The following is a 25676-nucleotide window of genomic DNA, read 5'->3' as shown; positions in this document are numbered from 1 at the left end:
CAATGACCGATCACATCATCATCGAGCAGCCTTCCGCCCATCCGGGCGTCCAGATCATCCGCTTCAACCGGCCGGAGAAGAAGAACGCCATCACCCGCGCCATGTACCGTGTGATGGCCGATGCGCTGAATGCGTCGAACGCCAATCCCGAGATCCGCGCCACTGCTTTCCTCGGCACCGAAGGCTCTTTCTCGGCCGGCAACGACATGGGCGATTTTCTCGCCGCGGCGATGGGCGGCGGCCTCGGGCCGGAGCTCCTCGATTTTCTCTATGCGCTGGTGAAGGCCGAAAAGCCTATCGTTTCGGGCGTCGACGGCCTGGCGATCGGCATCGGTACGACGATCCATCTCCATTGCGACCTGACCATCGCCTCGGATCGAAGCCAGTTCCGCACGCCCTTCGTCGATCTGGCGCTGGTGCCGGAGGCGGCCTCGAGCCTCGTCGCGCCGCGCCTGATGGGCCACCAGCGCGCCTTCGCCCTGCTTGCGGCGGGCGAAGCCTTCTCGGCCGCCGAAGCCAAGGACGCCGGTCTCATCTGGAAGGTGGTCGAACCCGCCGAGGTCGATGCCCTAACGCTGGCGACCGCCGCCCGGCTGGCTGCCAAACCGCCGGAGGCCCTGCGCATCGCCCGCGATCTCATTCGAGGCGACAGGGACGAGATCATCGCCCGCATCGACGAGGAGGCCCGCCATTTCTCCGCGCGGCTGAAAAGTGCGGAGGCCCGGGCGGCTTTTGAGGCATTCATGCGGCGTTAGAGCGGTTCAGCTTTTCGTGGAAGCGCGGAACCGCTCTAAGTTTTTGTTTTTACGCAATTCCGGATGGAAAACCGCTTCGCACTTTTCCTGGAATTGCTCCGCGTCGGACGCGCCTTAGACTGCCGGCACGTCGAAGAGCTCGCCGGCCCTGAGCGGCCGGAACCGTTCCAGGGGAATATCATGCTCGCGCATCGCGTCTTGCAATGCTCGTGCCGGTGCGTCGACCGCCTCATCTGTCAGTTGGAACGTCGCGAAGTGGTGCCCTGCCACATAGGCTGCATTTGCCAGCGTCATCCCGATCACCGCCTCCCGCGGATTCTGGTGCTGGCCTTTCATGAACCATCGCGGCTCATATGCGCCGAAGGGCAAAATCGCCAGGCGAAAGCCGCCATGCTTCTGCTGTGCCGCTTTGTAATGGATGCCGTGGTGAAAGCCCGTATCTCCGACGTGATAAATCTTTCCGGCCGGAGTCGACAAGACGAACGACGCCCAGAGTGCCATCCGGCGATCGGCGGTGCCGCGGGCGGACCAATGATGCGCGGGCTCCGCATCAATGCTGATTCCGGCATGCGAGATGCGCTCGCCCCAATCCATCGTTATCGTCTGTAGATCGGGCACGGCGCGGCGGATGATCGTGTCATTGCCGAGTGGCGTCACGACACGCGGCCGATGTTTCGCCTGCAACCGCTTGAGGGTTGCGATATCGAGATGATCATAGTGATTGTGCGAGATCAGCACGAGATCGATCGGCGGCAGATCATCGAATGCGATGCCCGGTTGGACGACGCGCTTGGGGCCGGCAAAGGCGAAGGGGCTGACGCGCTCCGACCATACCGGGTCGGTCAGGATATTGAGCCCGGCGACCTGGACGAGCATTGTTGCATGGCCAACCATGGTCACCCGCAGATCTGCATCGTCAACACGTGCATCGGGTTTGGCCGCCGAATATGGACTTGGGACCGATTTCGGCCAACGCTGACGGCCGCCGCCGAACTGCCACCGCAGCAAATCGCGGAAACCAAGGGGCTCGATACCTTCGGGATTGAAGAAATGCGTGCCGTCGAAGTGATCGGACACCGGGCCGTCATAATAAGGATTGCGTCTTCTGGTCTTGCGCATTCGCAATCGGGTTCCTCCGCCTGGTGATTTTAGGCCGGTCCCTTGGCACTGACGGCGGGTTAGGCGGCGGACGGCCAGCCTATTTCTCCAGCGTCGCCACCACCTCGACATGCGAGGTCCAGAGGAACTGGTCGATCGGCGTCACCCCGGTGATCCGGTAGCCGCCCTCGACGAGGATCGCCAGGTCGCGCGCCAGCGTCAGCGGATTGCAGCTGACGGCGGCGATCTTCTTCACCGCAGAGCGGGCAAGCTCCTTGCACTGGAACTCGGCGCCGGCCCGCGGCGGGTCGAAGACAACGACGTCAAAAGGTTTGAATTCCTGCGTCATCAGCGGACGGCGGAAGAGATCGCGCTTCTCGACGCTGACTGGCTTCAGTCCGGGCGTGTTGCGGGCAGCGTGGTCGAGGGCAGCGAGTGCCTTTGCCTCGGCTTCGACCGCATGCACGCGGCCGATCCGCGCCAGCCTGAGCGAAAACGTGCCGGCGCCGGCAAAGAGATCGGCAATGCGCTTGGCCTTGCCGGCATGGGCAAGCACCAGCTCGGCCATTGCCTCTTCCGCCGGCTTGGTCGCCTGGGTAAAGCCGCCGGGCGGCGGCGAAACCTGGACGCCGCCGAAATCGACCAGCGGCTTCGACGGCTCGATGAGGATTTCGCCGTTCAGCGAAACGCGCGCAATGCCGCGCAGGCCAAGCACCGTCTCGACCGCCTTGCGACGCTGCGGGTCGGACAATTTCTTCACCTCGTCGACGGCTATGTCGAGGCCGGATAGCGTTTCGAGCACGGAGACGCGGAAGGGTTCGGCATTGGTCGCGAGTGCCGCGGCAATCGCCCGGATCGCCGGCAGCCGGGCGACGATGCCCGCAGACGAGATCGGACATTCCTCGATCGCGACGATATGGTGGCTTTCGGCCTGGTTGAAACCGATCAGCATGTCTTTCTCGGTCTTGCGCGCCGCAAACACCACGCGCCGCCGCTCACCCGGCCGGGCCGGCACGATCTCGCCGACGTCAGGCGTCAGCCCCTTCGATCTGAGCGCATCGATGACCAACTGGCGCTTGAAGGCGCGGTAGGGGCCGTCTGCCATATGCTGCAGCGTGCAGCCGCCGCAGGTGCCGTTGAGGCCATCCGGACCGAAATGCCGGCAGGGCGGCTCCTGCCGGTCGGGCGAGGGCGTGGTGATCGACATGATCGTGCCCTGGCTTTTGACGCGGGCGATCGCCACGATTTCGCCGGGGAGGGAAAACGGTACATAGACAGGTCCGCCGGCGCTGCCGGCAATGCCGTCGCCCTGGGCGCCGAGCTTATCGATGGTGACGGTTTCGGTGCTCACGGTTTCAATCCTGCCAGTAGGAATTCCTGATTGCCGTCGCCACCTGATATCGGCGAGGGGATGAGGCCGAGGCTATTCCAGCCCATGTCCTCGATGAACCAGCGCTCCAATTCCGCAGCGACGGCGGGAGCGGAGGAGGGGTCTTTCAACAGCCCACCCTTGCCGATCGCCTCGCGCCCCGCCTCGAACTGCGGTTTGACCAAGAGCACGGCGACGGCGCCCTGCTCCACGATCTCGAGAGCCGGCGCCAGCGCCAGCTTCAGCGAGATGAAGGAAACGTCGGAAACGATGAAGGTGGCGGGATGGCCGATATCGTCGGCTGTCAGGTTGCGGGCGTTGAGGCCTTCCCGGCTGGTAACGCGCGGATCGCCCGATATGCGTGGATGCATCTGCCCGTGACCGACATCGACTGCGGTGACATGCTCAGCGCCGCGCTGCAGCAGCACCTCGGTGAAGCCGCCTGTGGAAGCGCCGATATCAAGACAGTGATGGCCGGCGGGATCGAGCCGGAAATGCTCGAGGGCTGCTGCAAGCTTCAATGCTGCCCGCGAGACATAGTCCTGCGCCGGGTCGTCGATCTCGATGGCAGCGTCGTCGCCGATGAGCGCCCCGGCTTTGGTGACCACTTGGCCGGCGATCCGCACGGTGCCGCGCTGCACGGCGTCGCGGGCCCGCGAGCGGCTGGCGAAAAGGCCGCGGGAGACGAGAAGTTGGTCGAGGCGTTGGCTGTTTTGTTCGGACATCGGCTGTGAATGACCGGCAAAGCCGCCGGTTGCAAGCGTTTTGTTCCAGACAGCATCATTGACCCTTGAAAGCTTTCGGCGATAATCCTGCCGCGGCGATGACGGGGCGGCCGCAGACACGGGGGTGTTTTATGCTGAAGCTCTTCACTCTTCTTGTCGCGGCAGGGATGGCATCGCCGGCGCTGGCGAACGACACCATGGCCGAGGTCAGGACCGGCGGGCTGATTTTCGCCCAATCCGACGATGTCAGCATGGTCGAAGAGGATCTCTTCATCTCCGCTTCGCAAGTGCGTGTTGATTATGTCTTCGAAAACACCTCGGACAAGGATGTCGACAGCCTAGTCGCCTTCCCGATGCCCGACATATCGGGCCAGGTGGACAACAACTCGGCCATCTCGGATTATGACAGCGACAATTTCCTGCATTTTTCCACCGTGCAGGATGGCAGGCCGATCACCGCCAAACTGCAGCAGCGCGTCGTTTCGCTCGGCATCGACGTGACCGACGAGTTCACCAAATACGGCATTCCGGTCCTGCCCTACAGCCAGAAGACGACAGAAGCGCTTTCCAAGCTCCCCGACCCCGTCCGGAAGGACTGGATCGCCCGTGGCCTGATCTATGCCATGACGGACGCCGATCTTGTGCCGCTCTGGACGCTACGCTCGACCTATTGGTGGCGCACCACCTTTCCGGCCAAGAAGAAGGTGAGCGTCGAACACCGCTACCAGCCGGCCGTGGGCGGCACCGTCGCCATCAGCTTTCTCGAAAACGGCCAACCGAAGGGTGAGCGCTTCGAGGAATATTCCCGCAAATACTGCCTGGATGCGGATTTCGTCAGGGTCGCGCAACAGCGTGCGGGGGAGGCCGAGACGGGCGGCTCCAACTATACTGAAAGCTGGATCTCCTATGTGCTGTCGACCGGCGCCAACTGGGCGGGGCCGATCAAGCGCTTCCAACTGACGATCGATAAGGGCAAGCCGGGTAGCCTCATCAGCTTCTGCGGCAGCAACGTTCAGAAGATCGGCTCGACGACCTTCCGGATGACGGCCGAGGATTTCGATCCCGCAAAGGATTTCGACATCCTGATCCTCAACCCGCCGGAAGCGGAACCGAAGCAGCCTTAATTTAAGCAGCTTTAATCATGGCTTCGGTCGCTGCTGCTGCGCACAATTTAAACAAATCTAAAGCTCGCCCGCATAGCTTCGCCCCGATTGCAGCGGTTCGTCCGGACCGCTCGGCGCCATGACGGCGCAAGCGTTTCAACGCCGATCATGTTCTCAGTTTCAAACATCCCTGCGGTTGCGCCTCACGCGCGACCCACCTTCGCCGCGTCGACTGTCGTCAGGAGAAATTCACCGATGTCCGCCAAAAACATATCCTTGAACGGGAAGCTTGCGGCCACGTTCGCAGCCCTCATTCTTATTTTCGTCGCCGTTTCCGCCTTCGTCTACTCCAAGGCGACGGCATCCGCAGCCGCTTCTGCCGAGCAGGAAAAGTCCGAGCTGCTCGTCAACCAGATCGACGATGCGCTGCAGGCGATGCTCGAGCAGGCCGTCAATCTGCGCGGCTTCATCCTCTTCCGCAGCGACAGCACCTATGGTGATGTCTTTACCAACCGCGAGCGAATGCTGAAGGCGATCGCCGCCGCCAAGCAGACAGCGGCCGGCGAGCCGCAGCTGGTCGAGATGATCGACGGCATGCAGAAGGCTGCCGACCTCTATTTCCATGAACTGGCCGAGCCGCAGACCAAAGCGCGCAAGGAAACCGACATGCCGATCGAGGAGGTCGTCAAGATCGGCGTCAACGCCACCAAGGGCCAGCTCGATGGCTTCCGCCAGGCCTCGGCCAAGATCAAGGCCAGCGCCCGCGAAAAGTCCGAAGCGCTTGCTGAAATCCGCGCCGATGCCAACAGCGATCTGAAGACGACGCTGCTTGCCGGCGGTATCGTGGCCTCGCTTGCCGCCGCCGTGCTTGCCTGGCTGATGTCGCGCACCATCGTCCGCCCGATCGTCGGCATGACCGGGGCCATGGATCGCCTCGCCGGCGGCGAGAACGATATCGAGGTTCCGGCGACCGACCGCGGTGACGAAGTCGGCCGCATGGCCCAATCGGTGCTGGTCTTCAAGCAGGCGGCGATCGAGAAGCTGCGTCTTGCCGGCGAAACCGACCGCATGCGCGACGACGCCGAGCGCCAGCGCCGGGCCGGCGACGAGCAGAAGGCCCGCGAAGAAGGCGAGATCCGCTTTGCCATCGACGCTCTGGCCGGCGGCCTTGCCGAACTTGCCAATGGCGATATGGCCGGCCGTCTCCATACGCCGTTCGCGCCGCAATATGACAGCCTGCGCAATGACTTCAACCACGCGGTCGAAAAGCTGCAGGCAGCCCTGCAATCGGTCGGCCGCAACGCCTCGGCGATCAATGCCGGCGCCGGCGAAATCCGCTCCGCCGCCGACGATCTGGCGCACCGCACCGAACAGCAGGCCGCCGCCGTCGAACAGACCGCCGCAGCGCTCGAGCAGGTGACGACCACCGTTCGCGACAGCGCCAAGCGCGCCGAGGATGCCGGCAATCTCGTCGAGCGTACCCGCCTCGGCGCCGAAAAATCCGGCGAAGTCGTCCGCAGGGCGGTCTCCGCCATGCAGCAGATCGAAAAGTCCTCGGGCGAAATCTCCAACATCATCGGCGTCATTGACGACATCGCCTTCCAGACCAACCTCTTGGCCTTGAACGCCGGCGTCGAAGCTGCCCGCGCAGGTGATGCCGGCAAGGGCTTTGCCGTCGTTGCCCAGGAAGTCCGCGAGCTCGCTCAGCGCTCGGCCAAGGCGGCCAAGGAGATCAAGGCGCTGATCACCACGTCGGGCGAACAGGTCGTTGCCGGCGTCTCCCTCGTCGGCGAGACCGGCAAGGCGCTCGAAGCCATCGTTACCGAGGTGCAGGAGATCAACCACCACGTCAGCGCCATCGTCACCGCCACCCGCGAACAGTCGATCGGCCTGCAGGAGATCAACACCGCCGTCAACAACATGGACCAGGGCACCCAGCAGAATGCCGCCATGGTCGAGGAGCAGACTGCTGCCAGCCATGCGCTCGCCCAGGAAGCAAACGCGCTCGACGAATTGCTGCACCAGTTCAAGCTCGGCCAGACAAGGCCGGATGCCGCAGCACCGCGCGCAGCCGTCGCCAACGCCCGTCCGGTCGCTTCTCCCGCCCGCGCGCTCGCCAGCAAGGTCACCAAGGCCTTCGGCGGAAGACAGGCGAGTGCTGCGGTTGCGGTTCAAGAGGATTGGACGGAGTTCTGAGGGGGACCCTTTTAGGAAGTGATGTCAAATGCAGAGGGCGGCGCAGAGATGCGCCGCCTTTTTTGTCGGGAGGATCGGCATAGGTCCGAGCAAGAGCCTGCCCCTCACCCTAACCCTCTCCCCGCTTGCGGGGCGAGGGGACGTGCCACACGAGATGTCGGCGGGGCACGGAGAGTTCGCGGCTATCTCCGTTCGCCCCGCAAGCGGGGAGAAGGTGCAGGCAGGCGGATGAGGGGCCACACGGCACGCCCTCAATAATCTTTACCCCGCAACCCCAACAGCAACCCCACGCCCCAGCGCCTTGAATACTGTCGAGACGATCCCGGCGCGATCTAGCCCGGCATGGGCGTTCATCGCTTCCGGCTTGGCCTGCTCCATCCAGATATCCGGCATGACGAGCGAGCGGATCTTCAGGCCGTTGTCGAGCAGGCCCTCGCTCGAAAGATACTGCAAGACCTGGCTGCCGAAGCCGCCGACCGAGCCTTCCTCGACGGTGATCAGCATCTCGTGGTGGCGGGCAAGCTGGCGGATCAGGTCGTGGTCGAGCGGCTTGGCGAAGCGCGCATCGGCGACCGTCGTCGAAAGCCCGGCGGCATCGAGATCTTCGGCGGCCAGCAGACAATCGGCAAGCCGTGTGCCGAAGGAGAGCAGCGCCACCTTGGTGCCTTCCTTGACGATGCGTCCCTTGCCGATCTGCAGGATTTCGCCGCGCGCCGGCATGTCGACGCCGACACCTTCGCCGCGGGGATAGCGGAACGAGATCGGCCCGCCGTCATAGGCGACAGCCGTGCGCACCATGTGCTTGAGTTCGGCCTCGTCGGCCGCCGCCATCACCACGAAGCCGGGCAGGGTGGTCAGGAAGGCGGTGTCGAAGGAGCCGGCATGGGTCGGGCCGTCGGCGCCGACGAAGCCGGCGCGGTCGATCGGAAAACGCACCGGCAGTCCCTGGATCGCCACGTCGTGCACGACCTGATCGTAGGCGCGCTGCAGGAAGGTGGAATAGAGCGCGGCGAACGGCTTGTAGCCTTCCGCGGCCAAGCCGGCGGCGAAGGTCACGGCATGCTGTTCGGCAATGCCGACATCGAAACAGCGCGACGGAAAGGCTTCGGCGAGTTTGTCGAGGCCGGTACCATTCGGCATGGCGGCGGTGATGCCGACGATCTTGTCGTCGAGGGTCGCTTCCTGCACCAGTGCTTCGGCAAAGACGCTGGTATAGCTCGGCGCATTCGGCTTCACCCGAGCTTGGGCGCCGGTAATGACGTCGAACTTGTTGACGCCGTGATATTTGTCGGCTGCGGCTTCGGCCGGCGGATAGCCCTTGCCCTTCTGGGTAACGACGTGGATCAGCACCGGTCCGCGGCCATTGTCGCGCACGTTGCGCAGCACTGGCAGCAAATGGTCGAAGGAATGCCCGTCGATCGGCCCGATATGATAAAAGCCCATCTCCTCGAACATGGTACCGCCGGTGACGTAACCGCGGGCATGTTCGACGGCGCGGGTGATCGCCCGGTCGATATTCTTGCCGAGATAGGCCGTCAGCTTCTTGCCGAAATCGCGGAAGCCCATATAGGTGCGCCCGGAAGCAAGGCGGGCGAGATAGGCGCTCATCGCACCCGTCGGCGGCGCGATCGACATGTCGTTGTCGTTGAGGATGACGATGAGCCGTGCGTCGAGCGCCCCGGCATTGTTCAGCGCCTCATAGGCCATGCCGGCCGACATCGCGCCGTCGCCGATGACGGCGATGACACGGCGGTCTGATTTGTCGAGATCGGCGGCGATCGCCATGCCGAGGCCGGCCGAGATCGAGGTCGAGGAATGCGCCGCCCCGAATGGATCATATTCACTCTCGGCCCGGCGGGTGAAGCCGGAAAGCCCGTCTTCCTGGCGCAGCGTCCGAATGCGGTCGCGCCGGCCGGTGAGGATCTTGTGCGGATAACATTGATGGCCGACGTCGAAGATCAGCCGATCATCAGGCGTGTCGAAGACGCTGTGGATGGCGATCGTCAACTCGACCACGCCGAGACCGGCGCCGAGATGACCGCCGGTGCGCGACACCGCATCGATCATTTCGTCCCGGACCTCGCGGGCAAGCTGCGGCAGGTCGCGATCCTCGAGCTTGCGCAGGTCGGCGGGGTAAGTGACCTGGTCGAGCAGGGGGGTCTTCGGCAGTTGTGTCACGGGCGGGCGCTCTTTCTTGCTTTTCCTTGTTTCGCTTTATTCGATTAGATCGGGGCAAAACAAGTGCATTTCAGGAACCGAAGGTTTTCACCTTAGAGCATGGCGGAAAAAAGTGTGAGCGCTTTCGGACGATATCACTTTCTATTTCTGTAAGTTGCACTCGCCTGATTTGCCCGGGATCTCATACGGGCGAAGGAGCCGGTGAGAAACTTGAATATGACACGGAATGGTAGCAATGTTGCCGCGCCGGATGGGGGATCAGGTCATGGGAACCATTATTGCAGCGCATGCCTATGTCAACAACGAGGTCGCCTATGTGGCCTGGGACATCGACGACAAGATCGATGGATGCCTTGGGTTTGAAGTCGTCCGCGTCTATCTCGACGAGCAGGGAAACGTCTCGAAAAGACTTAATGGCAGCGAGGACCGTGTCACTTGCGCCGCCTGGGTCGCCTTCAAGGGACAGCGCAATCCGCATTGGCTGCCGCAAACGACGTCGCTCTGGCCGGTGCAAAAATTGTCCTGGCGCGACCTGACGCTACGCAAGCGGCGCAACGAAATGAAACGGCGGCCGGACGAGGTTCGCGTGCGTTACGAAATCCGTCCGCTCGGCGATCTCAAGCCGGGCATGCAGGCCGCACCCGATCCGACGCCTCAGCTCGTCGAGATCAACAAGCGGGACAAAGACGGCAGGCCGATCAAGAAGAACGGCACCTTCGAGAAAATCGCAGTCAAGGCCTACGAGGGGCCGCCGCGGCCGCTCGGTTATCTCGGCCCGGCGGTCGCCTCCAATCCGGTGCATGTGACGCGCAAGCGTGGCCAGTTCGAGTCTACCTTTACCAATGGCATCCTCGCCGCGCAGTGGCTGCGAAACGTCCTGCTGGAAGATGGGGTGAAGCAGCCGAACGAACTGATCGACATGATCTCCAATCCGGAAAACGGCATCCGCAAATATCTTGCCGGCGATGTCATTCCGATGCTCAGGGAATTCATCAATGCGCCCGGCCGCTTCCTTGTCGCGCTTTACGAGCTGGAGGACAAGGAACTGCTCGACCTGCTGCTTGCCAACAAGGACAGGCTGCACATCATCCTCGCCAATACGGGAAAGGTCGGCGACGATTGGGATGTGCGCAATGCCCACGCCCGTAAGGCGCTGATCGATGCCGGCGTCGACATTCACCACCGGATGTTCAACAATTCGAGCCAGATCGGCCACAACAAATTCGTCGTGCACATCCCGCCTGGCGGCGCCGAGCGCAGCGTTTTCACCGGCAGCACCAACTGGACCGCGACGGGGCTTGCCGGCCAATCCAACAACGCGTTGATCGTTCGCAACGATGAGGTTGCCGCGGCCTATGTCGCTTATTGGGAGCGGATGCTGGACGACAATGCGACGTTGGAAGCGCCTGTCGAATTCGATGACGGCATGCCCGACAACCAGCAGAGCAAGGATTTCCGACGCTCGAACGAGGCGCCGTCTGTTGTCCCGACCGGCAACGGCGCGTCGGTCGAAGCCTGGTTTTCTCCGAACATGCAAAGCCGTAGAAAGGGCAAGGCAACGCCGCCCGATCTTCGAGAGGTCTACCGGCTGATGCGCCGGGCCGAGCACGCCGTGCTGTTCCTCGCCTTTTATCCCGGCCAGTCGGGCAGGGATTGCATCGTCGGCGAGGCAATCGATATTGGCCTCAAGGATCAGAAGCTGATCGTCACCGGCGCCGTTTCAAGCGCCCAAGCCATGCCCAATTATGTCGCCGGCAAGGACAACGACCGCGACGATCCCGACGATGATGAAGAGGCTATCTCGCCCCATACCTTCGACGAGGCGAATGTCTCGATCGTCCGGGCGTCGCGCATCGATGACCGACAACTGCTGGCGGATTTCGGTGCTGAGGAACTGACGGCCAAGAAGGTCGGCGCCATCATTCACGACAAGGTGCTGGTGATCGACCCCCTGTCGGATGACTGCGTCGTCGTCCTCGGCAGCCACAATCTCGGCTTCAAGGCCTCTTACGCCAATGACGAAAACATGCTGATCGTCAAAGGCGACCGCGCGCTCGCCGAGGCCTATGCCGTCCACATCCTCGATGTCTATGATCACTATCGCTTCCGCGCCGTCGAGGCGGAATTGAAGCGACAGGGCAAAAAGGGCTGGTCCGGCTTTCTCAGCGTCGACGACAGCTGGCAGGACGGCTATGTCAACCGCACGAAAGGTGCGCTGACGCGCTATTTCGCGGCAGGCTGATTCCGCAAGGCACCGCTGCCGTCAGCCTTCCGGCAGCGGCACGAATTCCTCCTCGTCGCCGGGAACGATATCGAAGCGGCCGGTGCGCCATTCCTCTTTGGCTTTTTCGATCCGCTCCTTCGAGGAGGAGACGAAATTCCACCAGATATAACGTTTCGAATTGAGCGCCGCGCCGCCGAACAGCATCAGGTGGCAGCCGTCGCTGCCGGCTTCGAGCGTGATCGGATCGCCCGGCCGGAAGACCAGCAGCTGGTCGGCGGCGAAACGGTCGCCTGCGATGACGACCTCACCGGAGAGCACGTAGACGGCGCGCTCTTCATGCGCTGTGCCGAAGGGAAACTTGGTGCCCGACTGCAGGCTGAGATCGACATAGAGCGTGTCGGAGAAAACCCCGACGGGCGATCTCATGCCTTCGAACGAGCCGATGACCACACGCCCGCGCACGCCTGGCGTTTCGATCAGCGGCATCTCGGTCTTTTCCGTATGGGCGAAGGAGGGATCGATCTCCTCCTTGTCGTCGGGTAGCGCCAGCCAGGTCTGCAGCCCCGACATCAGCAGCGGATGGCCGCGCAGATTATCCGGCGTGCGCTCCGAATGCACGATGCCGCGGCCCGCCGTCATCAGGTTGATATCGCCGGGACGGATGACCTTTTCGGTGCCGAGGCTGTCGCGATGGCGGATCTCGCCGTCGAAGAGATAAGTGACGGTGGAAAGGCCGATATGCGGATGCGGCTTCACGTCCAGCGCCTCGTTGGGCTTGAGGATCGCCGGTCCCATGCGATCGAAGAAGATGAACGGCCCGACGAGCCGCCGCTGCCGCGTCGGCAGGGCGCGGCGCACCTGGAAACCGCCGATATCGCTGCTGCGCGGAATGATCAGATTCTCGATCGCATCACAGGCGAAGGCATCGCCGGGGAGCGGATCTTTACCGGGAAAAAAGGACATGGTTGATCTCCGAACATTGCAGCGCCGCGCGTCTCTGAGAGCCGCGCATAGGACGCTGCAGCACTTTGAATTGCTGCATTATGCGGTAGGATATCGACCACAGATAGTGCCTGGAGTGCGGCGCGTCCAATCGGACCCGCTGCGCATGCCTAATCTCAGATTGCCGTAAAGCCGTTATCGACGAAGAGGTGGGCGCCGTTGACGAAGTTGGACTCGTCGCTGGCGAGATAAAGCGCGGCCCGGGCGACGTCTTCGGGCTCGCCGATCCGCCCCTGCTGGGCGGCGATGGCGGCATCCGAAACGTCAACGCCGAGCGCCTGCAGATCGGCCACCTCGCGCAGGCCATGCGGCGTGCGGATGAAGCCGGGACAGACGGCGTTGCAGCGGATGTTGCGGTCGCGGAATTCGACCGCAATCGCCCGGGCAAACATATGCACCGCACCCTTGGTCGTGTCGTAAAGTACCTCCATCGGCGTGGCGGCGACCGCCGAGATCGACGAGGTGCAGACGATCGATCCGCCGCCCGCGGCAATCATCTTCGGCAGCACGGCCTTGGTCATCAGGAACATCGAGCGCACATTGACGGCATGCAGCCAGTCCCATTCCTCAAGCGTCGTTTCGAGGAAGGGTTTGATGACGATGGTGCCGGCATGGTTGAAGAGCACGGTCACCGCGCCGTAGCGTTCCTCGACGCCCGCCACGGCGGTGTTGACGGCGGCTTCGTCGGAGACATCGGCCGTCCAGGAGTCGGCCTCGCCGCCGGCGTCACGGATCTGCTTGACGGTCTCGGCGGCTGCTTCGCCATTGCGGTCGATGATCGCGACACGCGCGCCTTCCGCCGCAAAAAGCTTCGAGGCGGCACCGCCCATGCCGGTCGCGCCGCCCGAAATAATGGCGACCTTGCCCTTCAATCTGTCCGTCATGTGTCTGTCCCCTCAACATTCTGGAAGGGGATCATAGATCGGTCGCAAGCCGAACGCCAAGCGTCTTCGAAGAGGCGTTTCGCTGCGCCTCAGGCTCCGTCGAGCGGCTCGACGCCCTGCGGCTTGCCGGCGCGGTCGAGCCTTATTTTCTCGATGCGGTTTTCGGCGGCCGAAAGCAGCGTTTCGCAGTGTTTCTTCAGCGCTTCGCCGCGCTCATAGATCTCGATCGATTCATCCAGCGCCACATCGCCGCGTTCCAGCCGGGCGACGATGCTTTCGAGTTCGGCGACCGCCTTTTCGAAGGAAAGGCCCGATACTTCAGGCTTGGCGCTGTCAGTCATTCTCAACCCTTCATCATTCGCAGAATATGCATGCCCGCCGATTCGGCGAGGCCTTCGAGATCATAACCACCTTCGAGCAGGCTGACGACCCGGTTCTTGGCGTGACGGTCGGCCAGTTCGAGCACGCGCCCGGTCGCCCAGTCGAAATCCTCGCCGGTCAGGTTGATCTGCGCCAGCGGGTCGCGGTGATGCGCATCGAAACCGGCGGAGATGATGATGAGATCCGGCCGGAAATCGGCAACGGCTGGCAACACGCGCGATTTGAATGCCTCGCGGAAATGGTCGCTGCCGACATTCGGCGAAAGCGGCGCATTGACGATGGTGTTGTGTTTGCCCTGCTCGTCTTTGGCGCCGCTGCCGGGATAGAGCGGCATCTGATGCGTCGAGCAAAACAGCACCGAGGGATCGTCCCAGAAAATATCCTGGGTGCCGTTGCCATGGTGCACGTCCCAGTCGATGATGGCGACGCGCTCGGCGCCATGTCTCTTCTGCGCATGGCGGGCGGCGATCGCCGCATTGTTGAAGAAGCAGAAACCCATCGCCGTCATCTTCCCGGCATGGTGCCCGGGCGGGCGGGCGGCGACGAAAACATTGTCGGCGGCGCCGGAGAAGACGTCGTCCACCGCCGCCATCGCGCCGCCGATGCCGGTCAATGCGGCCTGCAGGCTCCTGGCGCTGGCATAGGTGTCGGCTTCCAGCTGGTTGATCCGATCCTCTTCCTCGGGAATCTCCCGCATCACGGCGGCAAGATGTTCCTCCGGATGCGCCAGCAGCACCGAATCTTCGCTCGCCCGCGGCGCCTGCCGGCGCTCCAGTCGCTCGAAATTCGGATGTTCCAGCGCGACGTTAATGGCGCGGATCCTGTCCGATCGCTCCGGATGGCCGGCGGGCGTCACATGTTCCAGGAAGATCGGATGTTCGTAAAGACGGGTGCTCATGGAGACACTCTATCGGTCACTTATGTCATGTTCCACAGCAGATGGGGCATCGGCTGATGATTTCAACAAGCGCTGTCGCCACGCCTTCCGACTGTCCGCCGCATTGCAATTCCGGTCATTTGCGGCGTTTACTTCAACGAACGCCGTCGCTACTGTCGTTGACGGGGAATTTTGTAGGCAGAGTTGTTGATGAACCAGTCGAAACGCCCTGGGGTGGCGGAAATACACGTGCCGTTTCGCGATGTCGATATGACCGGCCAGATGTTTCTGGGCTCCTATATTTCCTACGCCGAGTCCGTCATTGCGAGCTTCTGGTCGTCGCGGCCCGATGTGGAGGACGAACCAAAATACAGCGCCACCAAGATTTCCTGCATTCTCCATCGCCCGCTGCACTACGACGAGCCGGCCATCTTCACTGCGGCCGTCGACAAGATCGGTGTTCGCTCCATCGGCTTCATCGTCTCGATCGACACCGGCGAGGAGCGGGCCGCCGAGGTGGAGATCATCTGGCAGGCCCGCGCGGGGGAGGATCAGCTGCCAGTGTCTTTGCCGGAGGAGACCCGGGACTGGCTTTACGGTTTTCTGGATTAGAGCCCGTGATCAGGATTTGCCGCGCAGCAGCGGTTGGCTGAGTATATTGATCTCGACGTTTGGATAAACCCGCTCTTCCAGCAGGGTGAGGGATCCAGCCCGCACTCTGATGGGTAAACAACCCACGTCGAAGCTTACCGCCGGCACCGGCTCTTCGGCGAAAAACCTGAACAGTGTCATATGCGCTATGCGGGGCGGGATTGGACGCCACTCGTCGAAGCAGATGGCCTGTGAAATGGCGGAGCGAAGCCTGCGCAATGCCGCCGGCTCCTCGGCTTTTACGAAGACAGCAGCTTCCGAAGCCGCCACCTCGTGAAAATGAAGTTCAAACGGCGGGGTCTCGTCGATCAATCTCTCGACGATTTCCATCCATCTTTCCCCGTTCCGCTTCCAGACCTCCTCGTTCGCTATGCTGAATTGGGCCGCGGCCTTGACCAGACTGACGACCGTCATATGCAGGCTTGTGGCCGGGACGCGTGCGAGGGCCGCGGCGCTGTCTCGCTCGACACTATCTTGCAAGGCGCAGAGCTTTGACAGCGCCTCGCGATCGGGAAGAAACTGCAGGTGAAATGCGCAACAGCGCTTGAACCACAGCGTGTCGATCTTCGTGCGGATCACGGCAGCAGGCCCTTCCACCAAACGTGGGCACGCCGCACCGACAGCGTGCAATTCCGATGCTTGCTATCACAGTGCCAAACTGTTCGCCAAGGATGGCAGACGCCTGCCGGAGATCGGTTGCTCGACTCAGTATTCGGAACCGCTTCTGTTGTTCAGATCGTGACGTTCCGTGCCTTTCAGTGGTGGATTGAAGACGCTGACGAGAATGAGGTCCTTGTCCTTGCCGCCCCGCAAATAGTGGCGGTCATGTTTATCGAGCACGTAGATGTCGCCGACGCGGATGGGAAAGACATTGCCGTCCATATCCTCTACCTCGCCTTCTCCCTGGATGCAGTAGCAGGCCTCCAGATGGTTGCGGTACTGCAGCAATGCCTGCGTGTTGGCGCGAACGACCGTGTGGCAGACGGTGAATCCCATCCCGTCATCATTCGTCAGCAGGCGATGGCTTGTGCCATTGCCCCAATCGACGAAGCGTTCGGTCTCTTCCACTTCTCTCAGACTTCTCACAAACATGTGCTTTCTCCGGAATGACGGGGATGTTTTCGATCATCCATGATCCATTAGGCACTGGAATCCACACCTGCTTCAAATGATGAAAATTGAGAATAATGTTAGAATAAGTTACAGGTATAAATTGGAACTTCTTTTCTAGCGGATCAAAGCACGTGCCGGTCATGTGAGGAATTCGAACATATGCAACTGCCGCCACTGAACGCCTTGAGGGCCTTCGAAGCGACTGCCAGGCTGATGAGCCTGTCAAAGGCTGGAGACGAACTGCATGTGACCCACGCGGCGATCAGTCATCAGCTCAAACATCTGGAGGCGTGGCTGGGACGCAAGCTGCTGCAAAAATCCGGGCGCGGGGTCGCGCTGACCCCGGCGGGCAGCGAATATTATCTGGCCGTCTCGGGCTCGCTGGCAGCCATCGCCCATGCAACGGGCAATATGCGCCGAGACCACAATATGCGTTCGATCACTGTCGGATGCATTCCTTCGATCGCGTCGCGCTGGCTTGTTCCCGCACTGCCGTCTTTCCGCGAGAGCAATCCCGATCTCGATGTCAGGATCGTCTATGCAAAAGCGGAAGAGCGATTCGATCACGAAAGCCTGGATGTTCTGATTACCATGGGAGAAGACCTGTCGGGCGGACGGGAGAGCCGGCTGCTTTTCTCCCGCCGCAACCAGCCGGTGGCCAGCGTTCATTATCTTTCCAAACGGAACTGGACTGTCGACAGCGTGTCCTTTGCAGCCGCCGACCTGCTGCACGACGAATCCGTGGACGGCTGGAAAGAATGGTTCCGAAAAACTGACGTAAAGGCGCCGGAGCCGGTTCGCGGGCCGATATTTCAGGACTTCAATATGCTTGCCACGGCGGTGATAGCCGGACATGGGGTCGCATTATGCCCGGTCGAAGTGTTTCGGCGAGAGATCGATCGTGGCGACCTCGTCGTGCTTTCGGATATCTCGACGGCGGAGACCCAGGGATATTACCTGATCACCAGTTCCTGGGCGAAAAAGCCGGTGCGTCGTTTTACGGAGTGGTTTACGAAGGAATGCCGATCGGATGCCGCCGATCATTGAAGCGCGCTTGTTCGAAAGTGCCCTTCATGCTAGAAAAATGATATGGACAACACCCTGATCAGCACTTTCGTGATGATGATGCCGCGCTCATAGCGTGGCGGGTTTCGTGCGTCCAGATGCACCAGCGACCGCCTTCGAGGCGGTCTTTTTTATGGGTCGATCCGTCTCGCGGGCAACAATAGCCTTCGAAAGGAAACGCCGATGAACAAGATCTACGTCACCACCTCGATCCCCTATGTCAATGCCGCGCCGCATGTGGGCTTCGCCCTCGAACTCGTCCAGGCCGATGCCTATGCCCGCCATTTCAGGCTTCTCGGTCACGACGTCAGGTTTCAGTGTGGAACCGACGACAACAGCCTGAAGAATGTCAGGGCGGCGGAAGCCGCGGGACTGCAGGTGAGGGCCTTCGTCAATGCCAATGCCGACAGGTTCGAGGCTCTGGGCGGCCGGCTCGATCTCTCCAACCAGGAATTCGTCCGCACCTCTCGCGATCCAAGGCATGTCGCCTGCGTCCACGCCTTGTGGCGGGCTTGCGCTGAAAACGGCGACCTCTATCGCCGAGCCTATGAGGGCCTCTACTGCGTCGGCTGCGAGCAATTCTACGAACCGTCGGAATTCGATGACGGGCGCTGCCCCGAACATGGGGTCGCTCTCGAGATCGTCCGAGAGGAGAACTGGTTCTTCCGTCTCTCCCGATATGGCGGCCGGCTGCTCGAACTCGTCGAGACTGGTGAATTTCGCATCGTTCCCGCCCATCGGCGCAATGAAATCCTTTCCTTGCTGCGGCGGGGCCTCACCGACATCAGCGTGTCGCGCAGCGCCGAACGGGCGCGAGGCTGGGGCGTTCCGGTTCCCGAGGGAGATGGCCCCGATGCTGGTGAAGTCGTCTATGTCTGGTTCGATGCCCTGGCGAACTATCTCACAGGCCTGGGGCACGGGTCCGACGAAGCGCTGGTTCAGCGCTATTGGAACGGCGCAGAACGCATCCACGTCGTCGGCAAGGGCATCTCCAAATTCCACGCCATCTACTGGCCGGCCATCCTGCTGTCGGCCGGCCTGCCACCGCCATCATTGCTTCTCGTGCACGGTTACGTCACGGTCGACGGCAGGAAGATCGGCAAGTCGGCCGGCAACGGCATCGATCCGGAAGGCATCATCGACGCCTACGGAACGCCGGACGCGCTGCGCTATTATCTGCTCCGGCATATCCGCTCGGGAGACGATGGCGATTTCTCGGCCGAGCGTCTGGAAGCCGCATGGTCGGGCGAGCTCGCGGGCCAGCTCGGCAATCTCGCCAATCGGGTGCTTGCCCTTCTAGATCAGTCGTTCGCCGGCATCATACCGCCGGTGCCGGATACCGAGTTCGTGCAGCAGGCTCACCGCCTTCCGGGGAAGGTATCGGCGGCGTTCGATGCCTACGAGCTCCATGTCGGCCTCGCCGACATTTTCGAGTTTATCGGCGAGGCGAACCGGCGGTTTACAAAATGCGCACCATGGGTGGATGCGAAAGCGCTGCTTGGCGATCCCGTTCCGGAGGATCGCCAGGCGACCTTCGAACGTCTTGGTGCTGGCCTGGCCGAGCAGGTCTACGGCCTTGCGATCATTGCTCGCTGCCTCCTCCCATTCCTGCCGGCCGCGGCCGCAACGCTGCATTCCAGGCTGGGAATAGCGTCTCCTCGCCTCTATCGGGATCAGCTGATCGTGAGCGGGGTCAAAGCCGCCCCGCAAGCCGTGCTCTTTCCGCAAAGAGCGGTTGCCTGAGCGTAAGCGGCCCGAGAGAAAATATTCTGCGCTGTAGGCCGGCAGCGCAGAAGAGTGTCATGAAAGTTTCATATTGGGGCCATTGCCGGTATCGCGATAATAATCTACTATTTTAATCAGGAAACAAGATTTCCTGAAACAAAACGAAAGGATATTGATTGGATACATTTTTCTCGGATGGTGTGCTCTTCGCATGCTTCATCCTGTTTTGTGCCCTGATGATCATGGGCAGCAAGCACAAGTCGGGCAGCTCTGGCGACGGCGGTGGAGTTGGGTTCGACACCTCCCATGGCGGCTGCGACGGTGGCCACGGTGGCGGCTGTGACGGCGGGGGTGGAGACGGAGGTGGTGGAGACGGAGGTGGTGGAGATTAGATAGCCTGAAATCGATAGAATGCCCGACCGCCTCAAGGCGGTTTTTTGTTGCCCGGATTCCAGGCCATGCCGAGACGGCATAGAATCGCCGACGGACCGTGGACTTGAGGCTCACGAGCTGCGGCGACGGAGATTGGGAGGCGATCGGCGTCAACGCATAATGGCCGCCTTCGAGCCCGAGGCGGCCATTGCGATATCTTTTCCGGCAGGCCGGACTTATGGTTACGCGCGCACCGGCAGCAGGGGATAGCCGACCATGACGGCGCGGCCAAGAAGGGCGGCGACGAAAGCCTTGATCACGTCGCCTGGAATGAAGGCCATCGAGCCGACAAAGGCCCTGGTGAAGCCGAGACCGGCGACGGTTGCGAGATAGGTGATGCCGAAGGCATAGAGCACGACGATGCCGCCGGCCATGGCGGTGAGGAAGAAGCTCACCGTCTGCACGAGGGCGGATTGCTGGTCGTTGACCAGCCGCTCGCTGAGGTAGCCGGTGACGAAGGCGGCAAAGATCCAGCCGATCAGGAAGCCGGCCGTTGGCGACGCAAAGATGGCAAGCCCGCCGCGGCCGCCCGACAGCACCGGCAGGCCGATGGCGACCAGCAGCAGCACGATCAGCACGGCAATCGCGCCGCGGCGCGCGCCAAGCACGACGCCGGCCATCATGACGCCGAGCGATTGCGCGGTGATCGGCACCGGAATGAAGCCGAGGAAAATCGGTGGCAGCAGGCCGAGCGCCACGATGATTGCGGCAAAGAGGGCAGTAAGAACGAGATCGCGGGTGCTCATCATGACTTCCGTGTTTATCAATCGTTAACTTCCATGCCGCCGAATGCCGCGCGCGTCAATCGCCGCGGCGATATTATCCGCATCCTTGAGCGTCAGGATGATCAGCGGCGCAAGTAGTGTCGTCGGCCGGATTTTCAGCCCGCGAGCGATATGCGCCTCGCGGATCGCCTGGTAACGGCCGACGATTTCCGGCACGAAGCGCAGCACCAGCCCAAGCGCCAGGCCGATGTCGTCGGCCTGAACCCAACCGGTGCGTTCGAGCGGCCGGGCAAGCGCCGTCACCTCGTCGATGAAGGCGGTGATCGAGGTCGTCGCCGTCAGGGTGGCGGCAAAAAGCATCAGCGCCGTCAGCCGCAGTAGCGGTACGAGAGCCTCTTGCCAGGGATGGAAAATCAGGTTGAAGAGCGCGACGACGGCGATCGTCAGGGAGATCGGCCGCAGCCGCCTGAGCCCATCACGAAGCGGCAGGCCGACCATGCGGTAGACGATGGCAGCCAGCAGCGCGGCGATCGAAAGCAGGACGAGATTGCCGGTGACGAACAGCGCGATGCTGAAGGCCGCAAGCGACAACAGCTTTAGCCGCGGTGAAATCCGGTGCATCACGCTGTTGCCTTCGACATAGAGCGATTGCATCACGCAGCGATCTCCCGGTAGCGGGCGATTGCTTCGGCCGCCGGCGCATCCGCGGCAAGCCGGCCTTCATGAAACAACAGCACCCGCTCGAAATCGGAGATCAGCTCCAGATCGTGGGTGATGACGATGGCGCTTTCGTCAAGCCCGGCGATAATTCCTTCGACCAGGGCCCGGTTCTTCAGGTCGAGCTGGTTGGTCGGCTCGTCGAGGATGAGAATGCCGGGCCCTGTCGCCAGCACCGAGCAGAGGGCGGCCACCTGCAACTCGCCGCCGGAAAGCTCGTGCGCCCGGCGATCGGCCAGCGCCTCGGCGCCGAAGCGGGCCAGCACACCCTCGACCTTCGCCTCGATTTCCACCTTGGTGAAACCGCGCCGCTTCAGCCCGAAAGCGATGTCGTCTTTGACGATCGGCAGGATGATCTGGTTCTGCGGCGATTGGAAGATGAAGCCGACATCGGCCATTGCAGATTTCTCATCGCTCGTATCGCGGCCATTGACGGTGACGCGGCCGGTGGTCGGCTTGGTCAGCCCGTTGATCAGCCGGGCGAAAGTGGTCTTGCCCGAACCGTTCAGCCCGATGACGCCGATGCGTTTGCCACTGATGCCGAGCGTCAGCGGCTGCAGCGTGACCCGCATCCCGAAACTGACCCCGGCACCTTCGAATTGTATGTCCAAGCTATTTCCTCGTATCCGGCGACGCTGGAAAGCGCCATCAATGGGCAGATCTGCGAGACCAGCCCCTCATCCGGCTGCCGCCACCTTCTCCCCGCTCGCGGGGCGAAGGGACCATGCCGCGACCTCTCCATACTCCACGTGCCGCTCGCAAGGCACATCCCCTCTCCCCGTTTTTACGGGGAGAGGGTTAGGGTGAGGGGCAGCCATTGGCGTCAACTTGCAGGAATGCTTCTATACGGGGACATCGGATTGATGAAAGCACAAATCTCGCTGTCGACAGCCGATAGCGATATCGGGTGGCTAGGAAGATTTTCCGCGTTATGATGTGGCCATGACGAATCTGCTTTCCAATTCCGACGCCCGCCGGGTCTTCCTCGCCAAGCAGGGTCTCAGCGCCCCGCCGAACCGCGCCTTGACCAAGGAGGGCCTGCTGCAGCTCATCCGTGAGCTGGGTTTCGTCCAGGTGGACAGCATCCAGACGGTCGAGCGGGCCCATCATCAGATCCTGTTTTCCCGCAACCAGACCTACAGGCGCGAGCACCTAACGGCGCTGCTCGAAAAGGACGGCGCGCTGTTCGAGCACTGGACGCATGACGCCTCCATTCTGCCGAGCGCCTTCTTCGTCTACTGGAAGCACAAGTTCCGTCATCAGGAGAAGGTGATCGTCGAACGCTGGCGCAAATGGCGCGGCGAAGGTTTCGAGGCGGCTTTTGCGGAAACCTATGAGCGCGTCGAGCGCGACGGCGCGATCCTGGCGCGCGACATCAAGGCCGACGGCCATGTCTCCGGCGGCTGGTGGAACTGGCATCCGAACAAGACGGCGCTCGAATATTTCTGGCACACCGGCAAGTTCGCCATCGCCGGCCGCTCGAATTTCCAGAAGATCTATGATCTGACGGAGCGCGTCATCCCGGAGGAGTTCCGTAAGCCGGAGGTGAGCCGCGAGGAATTCGTCGACTGGGCCTGCCGCAGTGCGCTCGCCCGCCTCGGCTTTGCCACCCATGGCGAAATATCGGCCTTCTGGCACCTCGTCTCGCCCGATGAGGCCAAGGCCTGGGTATCAGCCCATCGCGACGAGCTTATCGAAGTGCTGATCGAATCGGCGCTCGGGGCCAAACCGCGCCCCTCCTGGGCCTTTGCCGATTTTCTCTCGACGCTCGACAACTACCCCGGCGCGCCGCCGCGCATCCGCGTCCTCAGCCCCTTCGATCCGATGATCCGCGACCGCAACCGCACCGAACGCCTGTTCGGCTTCTTCTACCGCATCGAGATTTTCGTGCCCGAGCCGAAGCGCGAATATGGCTATTACGTCTTCCCGCTACTCGAAGGCGATAGGCTGATCGGCCGCATCGACATGAAGGCGGATCGGAGGAAGTCGACGCTCGACGTCAAGCGGCTGTGGCTGGAACCGGGCGTGAAGCCTTCGGCCGGGCGGCTAGAGCGGCTGGAGGCGGAACTGGACCGGGTGGCGCGGTTTGCGGGGGTGGAGAAGGTTGTGCTTTTGGAGGGCTGGCGAGGGTAGCCGAATAGTTCTGCGGGTTATCGCGAACTCCCTCAGCAGATCTCCGTCTTGCTGATCTTGATCCCAAAACCTTCCAGGCCGACATAATGGCGCTCGCGGCTGGTCAGCAGTTTGATCGAGCTGACGCCGAGGTCCTTGAGGATCTGAGCGCCGAGGCCGATTTCCAGCCATTCGCTGTCGCGGCTCTGTGCTTCGGCATGGGCTTCGCGGCCCTGGCTGCGGGCCTTGCGGCCATTGTCGGTGTGGCCGACGCCGACGGAACCCTCGCGCAGATAGACGATGACGCCGCGGCCTTGCTCGGCAATCTTCTGCATATAGAAATCGACCGGGCTGTTCTTGCCGAAGAGATCCTCGGCGACATTCTCCGGATGCAAGCGTACCGGGATGTCGACGCCGTCGCGGATGTCGCCGAAGACGACGGCAAGATGCTGCATCGGGTCCCAGGGCAGGGCATAGGTGTGGGCCTTGGCCTTGCCGAACGGCGTGTCGACGTCGAAACTCGCGCCATGTTCGATCAGCGTTTCCTTGCGCTGGCGATAGGCGATGAGATCGGCGACGGAGACCAGCTTCAGCCCGTGCTGTTCGGCGAAATCGACGACCTGTGGGCCGCGCGTGACGGTGCCGTCATCGTTGACCAGTTCGGAGATGACGCCGATCGGCGGCAGGCCGGCAAGCTTGCAGAGGTCGACGGCGGCTTCCGTATGACCGGAGCGCATCAGTACGCCGCCTTCGCGAGAAACCAGCGGAAAGATGTGGCCGGGACGGACGAAATCGGCGGCGCCGACATTCGGATTGGCGAGGTTGCGCACCGTCAGCGTCCGGTCGTCGGCCGAGATGCCGGTCGTCGTGCCATGCTTGAAATCGACCGAGACAGTGAAGGCCGTCGTATGGGCCGAATCGTTTTCCGCCACCATGGCGTTGAGGTTGAGGCGCTTGGCCTCTTCCCTCGGCATCGGCGCGCAGACGATGCCCGAGGTGTGGCGCACGATGAAGGCCATCTTTTCCGGCGTCGTGTGCACGGCGGCGACGATCAGGTCACCCTCGTTCTCGCGATCATTGTCGTCCATGACGACGACGATCTCGCCGGCCTCGAAGGCCCGGATGGCGTCGACGACGCGCTTCTGGTCGTAAGACATGGGACGCTCCTATTTCAGACGGCCGGTCTGGCCGCGGTCGCGAAGATAATGATCGGCGATGGCGCAGGCGACCATCGCCTCACCGATTGGCACGGCGCGGATACCGACGCAGGGGTCGTGCCGGCCCTTGGTGCGGATATCGACATTCTTGCCGTCGGCATCGATCGACTGGCGCTCGGTCAGGATCGAGGAGGTCGGCTTGACGGCGAAACGCGCCACCACCGGCTGCCCGGTGGAAATACCGCCGAGAATACCGCCGGCATGGTTGGAAAGGAAGATCGGCGTGCCGTCATTGCCCATGCGCATCTCATCGGCATTGTCTTCACCTGAGGTTTCGGCAGCGGCAAAACCATTGCCGATCTCCACACCCTTGACGGCGTTGATTGACATCAGCAGCGAGGCGATATCCTGGTCGAGCTTGGCATAGATCGGCGCGCCGAGGCCAGCCGGCACACCTTCGGCGACTACTTCGACGACTGCGCCGATCGAAGAGCCCGTCTTGCGGATGCCGTCGAGATATTCCTCCCAGACCGGCACGATTGCCGCATCGGGGGAGAAGAACGGGTTCTGGCCGACCTGATCCCAATCCCAGTTGCGCCGGTCGATCTTGTGCTTGCCGATCTGCACCAAGGCGCCGCGCACCGTCACGCCGGGCACGACAAGGCGGGCGATGCCGCCAGCCGCGACCCTGGCTGCGGTTTCGCGCGCCGAGGAACGGCCACCGCCGCGATAATCGCGAATGCCGTATTTGAGGTCATAGGTATAGTCGGCATGGCCGGGGCGGTATTGCCGGGCGATCTCGCCGTAATCCTTGGATCGCTGGTCGGTGTTTTCGATCAGCATGGAGATCGGCGTGCCGGTTGATGTCATCGTCTCGCCGTCGGCGTCGAGCATGACGCCGGACAGCACCTTGACCAGATCCTCCTCGCGCCGCTGCGTCACGAAGCGGGATTGGCCGGGCTTGCGCTTGTCGAGCCAGACCTGCAGCTCCTCGAGCTTGAAGCGCAGCCCCGGAGGGCAGCCGTCGACGACGCAGCCGAGTGCCGGACCATGGCTTTCGCCCCAGGTGGTTACGCGGAAGAGGTGACCGAATGTATTGTGCGACATGTGTTCCCACGGGTGGCGCGCCAAAGCCGATCGCGCCATTGCTTGAAAAGGCGCGACACTCATAGGCCAAAAAGCCGTCG

Annotated in this window: 23 protein-coding genes; 8 read left to right on the top strand and 15 right to left on the bottom strand. The window is 62.3% G+C overall.

Annotation, left to right across the window (positions count from 1 at the left end; all coding sequences use genetic code 11):
• Positions 1–2: 2 nt before the first annotated feature.
• Positions 3–755, top strand: coding sequence for a crotonase/enoyl-CoA hydratase family protein (locus ATY29_RS01580; protein ID WP_025415479.1), 753 nt, complete (start codon positions 3–5; stop codon positions 753–755).
• A 114-nt stretch (positions 756–869) separates the two neighbouring features.
• Here ATY29_RS01580 and ATY29_RS01575 read toward each other — a convergent pair whose 3' ends face one another.
• The 3 genes from ATY29_RS01575 to ATY29_RS01565 form a co-directional block, all read right to left on the bottom strand.
• Positions 870–1874, bottom strand: coding sequence for an MBL fold metallo-hydrolase (locus ATY29_RS01575; protein ID WP_038573645.1), 1005 nt, complete (start codon positions 1872–1874; stop codon positions 870–872).
• A gap of 79 nt (positions 1875–1953) precedes the next feature.
• Entirely contained in the window at positions 1954–3204 is a 1251-nt protein-coding gene (locus ATY29_RS01570; protein WP_097534775.1) for a class I SAM-dependent RNA methyltransferase, read from the bottom strand.
• Positions 3201–3947 carry a TlyA family RNA methyltransferase gene (locus ATY29_RS01565; protein ID WP_003569921.1) on the bottom strand — a complete coding sequence of 249 codons (747 nt, stop codon included), beginning with the start codon at positions 3945–3947 and terminating at the stop codon, positions 3201–3203. The genes ATY29_RS01570 and ATY29_RS01565 overlap by 4 nt, the downstream gene beginning before the upstream one ends.
• A 131-nt stretch (positions 3948–4078) precedes the next feature.
• Here ATY29_RS01565 and ATY29_RS01560 point away from each other — a divergent pair, with 131 nt between their 5' ends.
• Together ATY29_RS01560 and ATY29_RS01555 are read left to right on the top strand one after the other, a co-directional pair.
• The gene (locus ATY29_RS01560; protein WP_097534773.1) at positions 4079–5071 is read left to right on the top strand and encodes a DUF4424 domain-containing protein; all 993 of its coding nucleotides are present in this window, start codon (positions 4079–4081) and stop codon (positions 5069–5071) included.
• 234 nt (positions 5072–5305) lie between these two features.
• Positions 5306–7246: a methyl-accepting chemotaxis protein gene (locus tag ATY29_RS01555; RefSeq protein ID WP_097534771.1), complete on the top strand. Its 1941-nt coding sequence runs from the start codon at positions 5306–5308 to the stop codon at positions 7244–7246.
• A 261-nt stretch (positions 7247–7507) separates the two neighbouring features.
• Here ATY29_RS01555 and dxs read toward each other — a convergent pair whose 3' ends face one another.
• A complete protein-coding gene (gene dxs, locus ATY29_RS01545; RefSeq protein WP_003569913.1) occupies positions 7508–9424 on the bottom strand; it encodes a 1-deoxy-D-xylulose-5-phosphate synthase in 1917 nt (638 codons plus the stop codon).
• Between the two features lie 265 nt (positions 9425–9689).
• Here dxs and ATY29_RS01540 point away from each other — a divergent pair, with 265 nt between their 5' ends.
• Positions 9690–11666 (top strand): phospholipase D-like domain-containing protein, encoded by a 1977-nt coding sequence (locus ATY29_RS01540; RefSeq protein ID WP_097534940.1) that lies wholly within the window; start codon positions 9690–9692, stop codon positions 11664–11666.
• Between the two features lie 21 nt (positions 11667–11687).
• Here the strand turns inward: ATY29_RS01540 and ATY29_RS01535 are convergent, their stop codons facing one another.
• The 4 genes from ATY29_RS01535 to ATY29_RS01520 all read right to left on the bottom strand — a co-directional run bounded on the left by ATY29_RS01535 (position 11688) and on the right by ATY29_RS01520 (position 14813).
• The gene (locus tag ATY29_RS01535) at positions 11688–12611 is read right to left on the bottom strand and encodes a pirin family protein (protein WP_003569909.1); all 924 of its coding nucleotides are present in this window, start codon (positions 12609–12611) and stop codon (positions 11688–11690) included.
• Between the two features lie 155 nt (positions 12612–12766).
• Entirely contained in the window at positions 12767–13534 is a 768-nt protein-coding gene (locus tag ATY29_RS01530) for an SDR family NAD(P)-dependent oxidoreductase (RefSeq protein ID WP_003569907.1), read from the bottom strand.
• Between the two features lie 89 nt (positions 13535–13623).
• Positions 13624–13875: an exodeoxyribonuclease VII small subunit gene (locus ATY29_RS01525; protein WP_003545921.1), complete on the bottom strand. Its 252-nt coding sequence runs from the start codon at positions 13873–13875 to the stop codon at positions 13624–13626.
• A 2-nt stretch (positions 13876–13877) separates the two neighbouring features.
• Positions 13878–14813 (bottom strand): histone deacetylase family protein, encoded by a 936-nt coding sequence (locus tag ATY29_RS01520; RefSeq protein ID WP_097534766.1) that lies wholly within the window; start codon positions 14811–14813, stop codon positions 13878–13880.
• Between the two features lie 189 nt (positions 14814–15002).
• On the opposite strand from ATY29_RS01520, the gene ATY29_RS01515 reads away from it, so the two are divergent.
• Positions 15003–15404, top strand: a complete 402-nt coding sequence (locus ATY29_RS01515; RefSeq protein ID WP_003569903.1) for a hotdog family protein — start codon at positions 15003–15005, stop codon at positions 15402–15404.
• A gap of 9 nt (positions 15405–15413) precedes the next feature.
• On the opposite strand, the gene ATY29_RS01510 is transcribed toward ATY29_RS01515, so the two are convergent.
• On the bottom strand, positions 15414–16022 hold the full coding sequence (locus tag ATY29_RS01510) for a 2'-5' RNA ligase family protein (protein WP_003569902.1): 609 nt from the start codon (positions 16020–16022) through the stop codon (positions 15414–15416).
• A gap of 126 nt (positions 16023–16148) precedes the next feature.
• Positions 16149–16535, bottom strand: coding sequence for an ectoine synthase (locus tag ATY29_RS01505; protein ID WP_003569901.1), 387 nt, complete (start codon positions 16533–16535; stop codon positions 16149–16151).
• 180 nt (positions 16536–16715) lie between these two features.
• Here ATY29_RS01505 and ATY29_RS01500 point away from each other — a divergent pair, with 180 nt between their 5' ends.
• Together ATY29_RS01500 and ATY29_RS01495 are read left to right on the top strand one after the other, a co-directional pair.
• A complete protein-coding gene (locus tag ATY29_RS01500) occupies positions 16716–17603 on the top strand; it encodes a LysR substrate-binding domain-containing protein (protein WP_097534764.1) in 888 nt (295 codons plus the stop codon).
• A 201-nt stretch (positions 17604–17804) separates the two neighbouring features.
• Positions 17805–19364, top strand: a complete 1560-nt coding sequence (locus tag ATY29_RS01495) for a methionine--tRNA ligase (protein ID WP_097534762.1) — start codon at positions 17805–17807, stop codon at positions 19362–19364.
• Between the two features lie 596 nt (positions 19365–19960).
• Here the strand turns inward: ATY29_RS01495 and ATY29_RS01490 are convergent.
• Genes ATY29_RS01490 through ATY29_RS01480 form a run of 3 tightly spaced genes read right to left on the bottom strand, consistent with a single transcriptional unit; the run spans position 19961 to position 21831 of the window.
• Positions 19961–20524, bottom strand: a complete 564-nt coding sequence (locus tag ATY29_RS01490; RefSeq protein ID WP_097534758.1) for a biotin transporter BioY — start codon at positions 20522–20524, stop codon at positions 19961–19963.
• A 24-nt stretch (positions 20525–20548) separates the two neighbouring features.
• Entirely contained in the window at positions 20549–21157 is a 609-nt protein-coding gene (locus tag ATY29_RS01485; RefSeq protein WP_097534756.1) for an energy-coupling factor transporter transmembrane component T family protein, read from the bottom strand.
• On the bottom strand, positions 21157–21831 hold the full coding sequence (locus ATY29_RS01480) for an energy-coupling factor ABC transporter ATP-binding protein (RefSeq protein ID WP_003569895.1): 675 nt from the start codon (positions 21829–21831) through the stop codon (positions 21157–21159). Before ATY29_RS01480 ends, ATY29_RS01485 begins: the two co-directional genes overlap by 1 nt.
• A gap of 331 nt (positions 21832–22162) precedes the next feature.
• Between ATY29_RS01480 and ATY29_RS01470 the strand changes: the two genes are divergently transcribed.
• Complete coding sequence (locus ATY29_RS01470) at positions 22163–23353, top strand: winged helix-turn-helix domain-containing protein (RefSeq protein ID WP_003569894.1); 1191 nt, start codon at positions 22163–22165, stop codon at positions 23351–23353.
• Positions 23354–23385: 32 nt separating this feature from the next.
• On the opposite strand, the gene ribB is transcribed toward ATY29_RS01470, so the two are convergent.
• Positions 23386–24489, bottom strand: coding sequence for a 3,4-dihydroxy-2-butanone-4-phosphate synthase (gene ribB, locus ATY29_RS01465; protein ID WP_097534754.1), 1104 nt, complete (start codon positions 24487–24489; stop codon positions 23386–23388).
• Positions 24490–24498: 9 nt separating this feature from the next.
• On the bottom strand, positions 24499–25596 hold the full coding sequence (aroC, locus tag ATY29_RS01460) for a chorismate synthase (protein ID WP_097534752.1): 1098 nt from the start codon (positions 25594–25596) through the stop codon (positions 24499–24501).
• Positions 25597–25676 lie beyond the last annotated feature (80 nt).

The organism is Rhizobium hidalgonense (genome assembly GCF_002914525.1).
Taxonomy (GTDB): Bacteria; Pseudomonadota; Alphaproteobacteria; order Rhizobiales; family Rhizobiaceae; genus Rhizobium; species Rhizobium hidalgonense.
The sequence above is the reverse complement of the archived record's forward strand: the minus strand, read 5'-3'. Positions and strand labels throughout refer to the sequence as shown.

Excerpts from the sequence above, each read along its gene's own strand:
- ATY29_RS01580 (WP_025415479.1), top strand. The coding sequence starts at position 3 with ATGACCGATCACATCATCATCGAGCAGCCTTCCGCCCATCCGGGCGTC.
- ATY29_RS01575 (WP_038573645.1), bottom strand. The coding sequence starts at position 1,874 with ATGCGCAAGACCAGAAGACGCAATCCTTATTATGACGGCCCGGTGTCC.
- ATY29_RS01565 (WP_003569921.1), bottom strand. The coding sequence starts at position 3,947 with ATGTCCGAACAAAACAGCCAACGCCTCGACCAACTTCTCGTCTCCCGC.
- ATY29_RS01560 (WP_097534773.1), top strand. The coding sequence starts at position 4,079 with ATGCTGAAGCTCTTCACTCTTCTTGTCGCGGCAGGGATGGCATCGCCG.
- ATY29_RS01555 (WP_097534771.1), top strand. The coding sequence starts at position 5,306 with ATGTCCGCCAAAAACATATCCTTGAACGGGAAGCTTGCGGCCACGTTC.
- ATY29_RS01540 (WP_097534940.1), top strand. The coding sequence starts at position 9,690 with ATGGGAACCATTATTGCAGCGCATGCCTATGTCAACAACGAGGTCGCC.
- ATY29_RS01535 (WP_003569909.1), bottom strand. The coding sequence starts at position 12,611 with ATGTCCTTTTTTCCCGGTAAAGATCCGCTCCCCGGCGATGCCTTCGCC.
- ATY29_RS01530 (WP_003569907.1), bottom strand. The coding sequence starts at position 13,534 with ATGACGGACAGATTGAAGGGCAAGGTCGCCATTATTTCGGGCGGCGCG.
- ATY29_RS01525 (WP_003545921.1), bottom strand. The coding sequence starts at position 13,875 with ATGACTGACAGCGCCAAGCCTGAAGTATCGGGCCTTTCCTTCGAAAAG.
- ATY29_RS01520 (WP_097534766.1), bottom strand. The coding sequence starts at position 14,813 with ATGAGCACCCGTCTTTACGAACATCCGATCTTCCTGGAACATGTGACG.
- ATY29_RS01515 (WP_003569903.1), top strand. The coding sequence starts at position 15,003 with ATGAACCAGTCGAAACGCCCTGGGGTGGCGGAAATACACGTGCCGTTT.
- ATY29_RS01505 (WP_003569901.1), bottom strand. The coding sequence starts at position 16,535 with ATGTTTGTGAGAAGTCTGAGAGAAGTGGAAGAGACCGAACGCTTCGTC.
- ATY29_RS01500 (WP_097534764.1), top strand. The coding sequence starts at position 16,716 with ATGCAACTGCCGCCACTGAACGCCTTGAGGGCCTTCGAAGCGACTGCC.
- ATY29_RS01495 (WP_097534762.1), top strand. The coding sequence starts at position 17,805 with ATGAACAAGATCTACGTCACCACCTCGATCCCCTATGTCAATGCCGCG.
- ATY29_RS01490 (WP_097534758.1), bottom strand. The coding sequence starts at position 20,524 with ATGAGCACCCGCGATCTCGTTCTTACTGCCCTCTTTGCCGCAATCATC.
- ATY29_RS01485 (WP_097534756.1), bottom strand. The coding sequence starts at position 21,157 with ATGCAATCGCTCTATGTCGAAGGCAACAGCGTGATGCACCGGATTTCA.
- ATY29_RS01470 (WP_003569894.1), top strand. The coding sequence starts at position 22,163 with ATGACGAATCTGCTTTCCAATTCCGACGCCCGCCGGGTCTTCCTCGCC.
- ribB (WP_097534754.1), bottom strand. The coding sequence starts at position 24,489 with ATGTCTTACGACCAGAAGCGCGTCGTCGACGCCATCCGGGCCTTCGAG.
- aroC (WP_097534752.1), bottom strand. The coding sequence starts at position 25,596 with ATGTCGCACAATACATTCGGTCACCTCTTCCGCGTAACCACCTGGGGC.